This window comes from Halobacillus faecis (assembly GCF_007991335.1).
Taxonomy (GTDB): Bacteria; Bacillota; Bacilli; order Bacillales; family Halobacillaceae; genus Halobacillus; species Halobacillus faecis.
In genome coordinates this window covers 132,635-139,856 of record NZ_BJYD01000003.1, presented here as the reverse complement: position 1 = coordinate 139,856, position 7,222 = coordinate 132,635, and the positions used below count along the sequence as shown (strand labels likewise).

6 protein-coding genes and 2 riboswitches are annotated in these 7,222 nt (G+C 43.3%); of the genes, 2 read left to right on the top strand and 4 right to left on the bottom strand.

The window, feature by feature from the left end:
* Positions 1-127 precede the first annotated feature (127 nt).
* Genes gcvPB through gcvT form a run of 3 tightly spaced genes read right to left on the bottom strand, consistent with a single transcriptional unit; the run spans position 128 to position 4,052 of the window.
* Positions 128-1,591 carry an aminomethyl-transferring glycine dehydrogenase subunit GcvPB gene (gene gcvPB / locus HFA01_RS01795; protein ID WP_146812868.1) on the bottom strand — a complete coding sequence of 488 codons (1,464 nt, stop codon included), beginning with the start codon at positions 1,589-1,591 and terminating at the stop codon, positions 128-130.
* Positions 1,584-2,933, bottom strand: coding sequence for an aminomethyl-transferring glycine dehydrogenase subunit GcvPA (gcvPA, locus tag HFA01_RS01790; protein ID WP_146812867.1), 1,350 nt, complete (start codon positions 2,931-2,933; stop codon positions 1,584-1,586). Before gcvPA ends, gcvPB begins: the two co-directional genes overlap by 8 nt.
* Before the next feature lie 18 nt (positions 2,934-2,951).
* A complete protein-coding gene (gcvT, locus tag HFA01_RS01785; protein WP_146812866.1) occupies positions 2,952-4,052 on the bottom strand; it encodes a glycine cleavage system aminomethyltransferase GcvT in 1,101 nt (366 codons plus the stop codon).
* A 64-nt stretch (positions 4,053-4,116) separates the two neighbouring features.
* A riboswitch (glycine riboswitch) is annotated at positions 4,117-4,208 on the bottom strand.
* 3 nt (positions 4,209-4,211) lie between these two features.
* Positions 4,212-4,300: riboswitch (glycine riboswitch) on the bottom strand.
* A 167-nt stretch (positions 4,301-4,467) separates the two neighbouring features.
* Here gcvT and HFA01_RS01780 point away from each other — a divergent pair.
* Both HFA01_RS01780 and HFA01_RS01775 read left to right on the top strand, forming a co-directional pair.
* Positions 4,468-6,111 (top strand): SNF2-related protein, encoded by a 1,644-nt coding sequence (locus HFA01_RS01780; protein WP_146812865.1) that lies wholly within the window; start codon positions 4,468-4,470, stop codon positions 6,109-6,111.
* The gene (locus HFA01_RS01775) at positions 6,108-6,929 is read left to right on the top strand and encodes a YqhG family protein (protein WP_146812864.1); all 822 of its coding nucleotides are present in this window, start codon (positions 6,108-6,110) and stop codon (positions 6,927-6,929) included. The genes HFA01_RS01780 and HFA01_RS01775 overlap by 4 nt, the downstream gene beginning before the upstream one ends.
* 64 nt (positions 6,930-6,993) lie before the next feature.
* On the opposite strand, the gene HFA01_RS01770 is transcribed toward HFA01_RS01775, so the two are convergent.
* Positions 6,994-7,176 (bottom strand): YqzE family protein, encoded by a 183-nt coding sequence (locus HFA01_RS01770; RefSeq protein ID WP_089651741.1) that lies wholly within the window; start codon positions 7,174-7,176, stop codon positions 6,994-6,996.
* Positions 7,177-7,222 lie beyond the last annotated feature (46 nt).

Genomic DNA, 7,222 nt, shown 5'->3' with positions numbered 1-7,222 from the left:
AAAGCGAGCTATTCCCCGCAGCCCCACCCACCCAATAAAAGTCTCGAAACTGAGTCTTCAAGTATCCTGCCATATTGTTTAAGAGATAAAACCCGGCGTCCATATATAGGTGGACGCCGGGTTTTTGTTATTGTTCTTTTTGGTATCTTAAGACAGGTTTACGTGCTGCCTGCGTTTCATCCATACGGCTCACAATCGTTGTATGAGGAGCCTCCTGGACTTTTTCAGGATCGTTCTTCGCTTCGTGTGCGATTTGGATCATACGATCAATGAAATCGTCCAGCGTTTCTTTTGATTCCGTTTCTGTCGGTTCGATCATCAGTGCTTCTTCCACATTAATCGGGAAATAGATCGTTGGCGGGTGATAGCCGAAATCAAGGAGACGTTTCGCCATATCCAATGTGCGCACCCCGAGTTTTTTCTGCCGCTTCCCTGACAAAATGAATTCGTGTTTGCAATGACGATCGAACGGAAGATCGAATTCCTCTTGAAGACGTCTCATCATGTAATTCGCATTAATGACGGCGTATTCACTCACTTTTTTCAACCCTTCTGGTCCCATCGTCCGGATGTACGTATAGGCACGGACATTGATTCCAAAGTTTCCGTAATACGGTTTCACCCTTCCGATAGATTGAGGACGATCATAATCAAACACATACAAATCATTTTCCTTCGTCAAAATCGGTGTTGGTAAGTATTCAGCGAATTCTGCGGTTACTCCCACTGGTCCTGACCCTGGGCCTCCTCCTCCGTGAGGACCTGTGAACGTCTTATGGAGGTTCAAGTGTACAACATCAAAGCCCATGTCGCCTGGGCGTGCATAGCCAAGAATGGCATTAAGGTTCGCTCCATCATAGTAAAGCTTACCACCAGCTTCATGTACAATGGCTGCCATTTCTTCAATATCCTCTTCAAACAAACCGAGAGTATTCGGGTTCGTGAGCATTAAAGCTGCCGTTTGCTCATCGACTACACGTTTCAAGTCTTCCAAATCCACAAGACCTCTCTCATCCGATTTAACCGTTACCGCTTCAAAACCTGCGACTGTTGCTGAAGCTGGGTTTGTACCGTGAGCCGAGTCTGGGACGATTACTTTCGTTCGGTTCGTTTCTCCTCTTGCTTCATGGTATGCACGGATCATCATCAATCCCGTCCATTCGCCGTGAGCACCTGCAGCTGGCTGTAGAGTTACGGTATCCATTCCAGTAATCGCTGCCAGGGATTCTTGCAAATCATACATCAAATGCAGAGCGCCCTGGACACTTTCCACCGGCTGGTAAGGGTGGATATGACTGAAACCAGTCAGCCGTGCTACATCCTCATTCATTTTCGGGTTGTATTTCATTGTACAAGATCCAAGAGGGTAAAATCCTGAGTCCACGCCATGATTTCTTTTAGAAAGAGCGGTGTAATGGCGCATAATTTGTAGTTCACTTACTTCCGGAAGATCCGGTTCACTTTTTCTGACATAGGCTTCTCCGATCACATCATCAACATCCGTTTCCGGCACATCGAACGCTGGTAAACTGTAACCCGTTCGGCTTTCCTGGCTCAATTCAAAAATTAAAGGAAAATCCTGATTAGACATGAAGATCCCCCACTTTCTCTACAAACGTATCGATTTCTTCTTTCGTCCTGATTTCTGTCACGGCTACTAACATACAGTTCTTCAGTCCTGCATCGACCTCGCCAAGGTCATATCCTCCAATGATCCCTTGATTAAGAAGCATGTGGTTGACCTCTTTTACTTCTTTGTTGAATTTGACAACAACTTCGTTGAAAAATGCCCCATCAAAAACGATCTCCATGCCTTTTTCCTCGAGTTGTTTCTTCATGTAAGCAGCTTTCTGAATGTTCATCCAGGACATCTTTTTCAGTCCTTGTTTACCAAGCGAAGACATCGCTACGGATGAAGCGAGAGCATTTAAAGCCTGATTGGAACATATGTTTGATGTAGCTTTATCACGACGGATGTGCTGCTCTCTTGCCTGCAGGGTCAACACGAAGCCACGACGTCCTTCCTCATCAACCGTCTGTCCAACGAGTCTCCCTGGTACTTTTCTCATCAATTTCTTTGTCGTTGCAAAATATCCACAATGCGGGCCACCATATTGTGCTGGTATTCCGAACACTTGCGCATCACCAACAACGATATCAGCTCCGAATTCACCCGGAGGCGTTAAGTATCCTAAGGCTAGGGGGTTGCTTGATGTAATCATCATCGCTTTTTTCTGTGTATCCACAATGGCTCTCACCTGGTCCAGGGGTTCGATTTGACCGAAAAAGTTCGGGTACTGGACAACAACACTCGCTGTGTCCTCATCGATTTCTCTTTCTAATTGCTCAAGGTCTGTTCTACCATTCTTGTGGTCAATCTCTATTACTTCAACACCTGGACCTTTGACATAAGAATGGATAACAGCTAATGATTCAGGGTGAATGGCTTTCGATACGAGCACTTTCTTTTTCTTTGTTTGGCCGGCAGACAAGTTGACCGCTTCAGCTAAAGCCGTTCCGCCATCATACATAGAGGAGTTCGCCACATCCATCCCAGTTAATTCACAAATCATCGTTTGGAATTCAAAGATTGCCTGAAGTTCCCCTTGAGAAATTTCAGGCTGATAAGGAGTATAAGCCGTGTAGAATTCTGACCTTGAAATCACATGATCTACAATAGAAGGAATGTAATGGTCATAAACACCCGCTCCAAGAAAAGAGGTATGAGATTTCAAATTGACGTTTCTCTCAGCGATTTCCGTCAATTCTTTCATCAATTGAAATTCATTTTTTGGTTCTTTAATATCCAAATCGCCTTTAAAACGGATCGTTTCCGGTATATCAGAAAAAAGTTCATCGGAGTGCTGAACACCGATCACATCCAGCATTTCTTTTTTATCTGTTTCTGTCATGGGCAAATAACGAAACTCCATGCTTCCATCCCCCTCAAATTATCTTTTATAAAAAGGTGTTTTGACGACTTTCGCCTTTAGCTTCCTCTTGCGCACTTGAACCGTCACTTCTGTACCCTCGTCCGTATATTCACTATTAATTAGTGCCAGGCCAACGTTTTTCCCAAGGGTCGGTGACTGTGTCCCTGTAGTAACGAATCCGATGACTTCTTCTCCGTTCAGTACATCGTAATGTGTACGAGGAATCCCTTTATCAATCATCTCAATACCGACGAGCTTTCGGCCGGGGCCCTCTTCTTTTTGTCTTTTCAAAACTTCTTTACCAATAAAGTCTGATTCTTTATTCACTTTCACGGCAAAATTCAATCCTGCTTCAATCGGAGTAATTTCTTTGCTAAGCTCCTGGCCATACAGGGCAAGGTTCGCTTCAAATCGCAGCGTGTCACGAGCTCCGAGTCCAACTGGTTTCAAGCCAAACGGTTCACCAGCCTCAAGGATGGCTTGCCAAAGCTGGGCGCCGGATTCTGCATGCAAATAAATTTCAAAGCCGTCTTCCCCTGTATATCCTGTGCGGGATACAAGAGCCTCTCCATCGACGCCCTTCAATGTTACGCCTTGTTCAAACCGAAAAAATTTAATAGCCGAAAGGTCCGTTTCCGTGATGGTTTGAAGCGCTTCTTCCGCTTTCGGTCCCTGGACTGCCAGCTGTACATATTCATCAGAGACATCTTCCACCGTTACATCGCCTTCTTGATGCTCTTTCAACCATTCATAGTCCTTATGTCGGTTCGCTGCATTAACGACAAGGAGGTATTGATCTTGAGCAAGGTGGTAGACAATTAAATCATCAACCGTTCCTCCATCTTCATAGCACATGATCGTGTATTGAGCTTTCCCTGGTTCCAGCTTTGACACGTCATTTGTCAGCATTTTTTGCAGGAATGGAAGACTATCCGGTCCTTCCACCATCACTTCTGCCATGTGAGAGACATCAAACAACCCTGCGGCTGTTCGTGTAGCCTGGTGTTCCTCTTTGATACTGGAGAACTGTACAGGTAAATCCCATCCACCAAAATCAATGGTTTTCGCGCCGAGTTTCTTGTATTCAGAGTATAGCGGTGTTCGTTTCAAATCTGCCATTAGAACCACTCCTTGTTCCTGATTTCGCCCATAAAAAAAGAGACTCCGCCGCTTGCACGGGAGTCTCTGTCCGTTTCACCAGAAAGTTTCACAACAGGAAGACCTGATGCTTGCTTCTTGGGTGGTTTGCACACAAAATGCAAACACTCTCCAGAGTTGCGTCCTATAGAGGTCTTTTTGCCTGAGAGATTCACAAATGAATGCTTGCTCCTTCGGCGCCACGTGGTGGTCTCTCCCTCTACAGTCATTCGCTTTCGTATTTTTCTAGATTTTACCGGGCATACTATTGTGTAACGTTCACACAATGTTTTGTGTATTTTCAGCATCATTATATCACGCGTCTTTCACAAAAGACATGATAATTCTACAATAATTCGCAATCTTTTATCATTCCTATTGATGGAGGGCTACTACTATGATCGAAATTCACTCAGACCAGTCATTTATTGGATTATTGAGCGAGAACCTGGAGCATCCCGAAAAACTCACAACTTGGGATGGTTTTAAGCTTGCATATCAAGCAGCTCAATTTCAAACTGTACCTAAATTCGATGGCCTTCTTGCTCTCGAACACCTTCCTCATGTAGATTTTATGGAACACCAGATTGAAGCCGCAGAAACCGCGGTCCATCAGATGAATGGACGTGCCATACTAGCTGATGAAGTGGGACTAGGAAAGACCTTGGAAGCAGGGCTGATATTAAAAGAATATATGATAAGGGGAAGAGCAAAAAAAGTCCTTATCTTGACCCCGGCCTCACTGGTAAACCAATGGATCCAGGAGTTAAATGAAAAATTTTATATCCAGGCTGCCTCCCCAAGAAAGAAAAACGCCTCCTGGAATGAATGGGATGTGACCGTTACTTCCATAGACATGGCTAAACGAGATAACCATAGAGAAATCATTTTGGATATCGACTATGATCTTATTATTATTGATGAAGCACATAAACTAAAGAACCATCAAACGAAAAATTATCAATTCGTACAATCCTTGAAGAAAACTTATTGCCTTTTATTAACAGCCACGCCCATCCAAAATAAATTGAGTGATTTATTTAATTTAGTATCCATTCTTAAACCCGGTTACCTCGGGAACTTGACTGATTTTAAGAAAAAGTATAAAGAGAATGCTGATGATAAGGATAATATCCAACACATCCATTCCCTCGTCGGACATTTAATGATCCGGAACCGGAGAAAAGACACCGGCCTTGACTCTTCCAAGCGCAAAGTCGTTAATGAGCGACTCTCGTTTTCGGATGAAGAAATGGAGATGTACAAAAAACTAGAACAATTAAAAGCAAATCACCCATCTTTTACTTGGCTGACGCTTGCAAAAGAATTATGTTCATCGAGAGAAGCTTGTTATATGTCCCTGAACCAGTTGAAGAAGAATGCCTCTGAGGAAAAAGCTTCCATCTATGATGAATATATAGAAGCCATCGGACAGGTTCCTCATCATGTGAAGGCAAAACGGATGACGGAACTCATAGAGAAAACGGGCGAAAAATTCATTGTATTTACAGAATACCGAGCGACCCAATTTTATTTACAGTGGTATCTTCAGCAGAACGGAATCACCTCTGTACCATTCAGCGGAAAATTTAATAAAAGTAAACGGGACTGGATGAAACAATTGTTTAAGAACAAAGCCCAAGTGATGGTGGCGACAGAAGCAGGGGGAGAAGGAATCAACCTTCAATTCTGCCATCACATGATCAACTACGATCTTCCATGGAACCCGATGCGTCTTGAACAAAGAATCGGACGCATTCACCGCTTCGGACAGGAGCACGATGTTAAGATTTTTAACTTTGCAATCAAAGATACGATTGAAGATCATATCATGAAGATGCTGTACGAGAAAATCGAAATGTTTAAAAATGCGGTCGGTGACCTCGATCATATCCTTGAGCAAATCCCAGGTGGTTCATTCGAGCATCAAATCCAGTCCATTCTCAAACAATCGGAAAGTCAAGGAGAGATCGACATTAAGCTCGACAATTTGGTCAGTTATGTCGAACATACGGTGAATGAAAGGAGAGAATCGAGTTGAACGCTCCAAACCCATACAAATCATTCGTCAAGCAGTTCTTTATATCCCATGGTTGTTCGATCATAAACGATGCTCCTTCCCATTTCACTGTACAACTTACAAACGAGATGGATGAGGAAATCATGAACCGGCCTTTCTACTGGCATTACATGAAGAAAATGAATCGAGAAGGCACCCCTATGAAGCTGACCTTCAGCGATACGGATGAGAAACAGGCAGGCGGCATTTACCTTCATGCAGGAACACCTAAACTTCACCGTTTATACAATACAGCGATTTCAAAAGCACGGACAGCTAGACTTTATGAAGTGGTCCATCAAACAACTGGGCAAAACCGAGCCATGAGCCCCTGGCTGGTCGTAAATGGTCTTCTGCATTACCGTGGGAAACATACCAAGGACGAACCCGTTTCTATAGGGATCAACCTCATCCACGGGACCATGATGCTTGGAATGATGGACAAAATGATGGACATGAATTTTGAAACAACCGTTTCAGACTACACATTTCCTATGAGGCCTCTCATTTCTTTATCTCATGCTTATAAACGCATGGAACGCCATATTGAAACCTATGTAGGTTCGCTCGACCATCAATGGGCAAAGGACTCTCTCCATCATCTTGAAAAAGAAACCCACTTGTTGGAATCTTTTTATGAGTCTGAAGACATCGGTTTGGATTCGTTCACGAAAGAAAGAGAACAGCTCGACAATCGGTACAAGCCCTATATAGAAATGGAAGTTATTAATGGGGGATTATTTTACATTTCCCAGGAAACCAGCAAATCTTGGTTGAACAATGAAGGCGCAAACATTTAAACTGACTGCTTTCTGAAAAGACGAAAAAAAGCCGCTAACACTTTCAGCGGCTTTTCTTATACTTTCAATGATTGTTAATTCGTTTCCTTTTGAACATTTTCAAAGCGAAAGGAAGCAATCCGAACCAGTAAAAGGAAGATTTCTTTGAGGGCTTGGATTCTTTTCGTTGCTGTTTCTCATCCTTAGACATGTGCATATACTTGACAACTTCTTCTGTCAAAAACTTTACATAATCATTCTGATTCATGAGAACCCCTCTTTTTCCATTGTTGCCTTTAGTATGCTCAAAACCC

What these genes read in the sequence shown, in the direction of transcription:
- gcvPB (WP_146812868.1), bottom strand. Translation starts at nt 1,591, where the DNA reads ATGTCTAATCAGGATTTTCCTTTAATTTTTGAATTGAGCCAGGAAAGC.
- gcvPA (WP_146812867.1), bottom strand. Translation starts at nt 2,933, where the DNA reads ATGGAGTTTCGTTATTTGCCCATGACAGAAACAGATAAAAAAGAAATG.
- gcvT (WP_146812866.1), bottom strand. Translation starts at nt 4,052, where the DNA reads ATGGCAGATTTGAAACGAACACCGCTATACTCTGAATACAAGAAACTC.
- HFA01_RS01780 (WP_146812865.1), top strand. Translation starts at nt 4,468, where the DNA reads ATGATCGAAATTCACTCAGACCAGTCATTTATTGGATTATTGAGCGAG.
- HFA01_RS01770 (WP_089651741.1), bottom strand. Translation starts at nt 7,176, where the DNA reads ATGAATCAGAATGATTATGTAAAGTTTTTGACAGAAGAAGTTGTCAAG.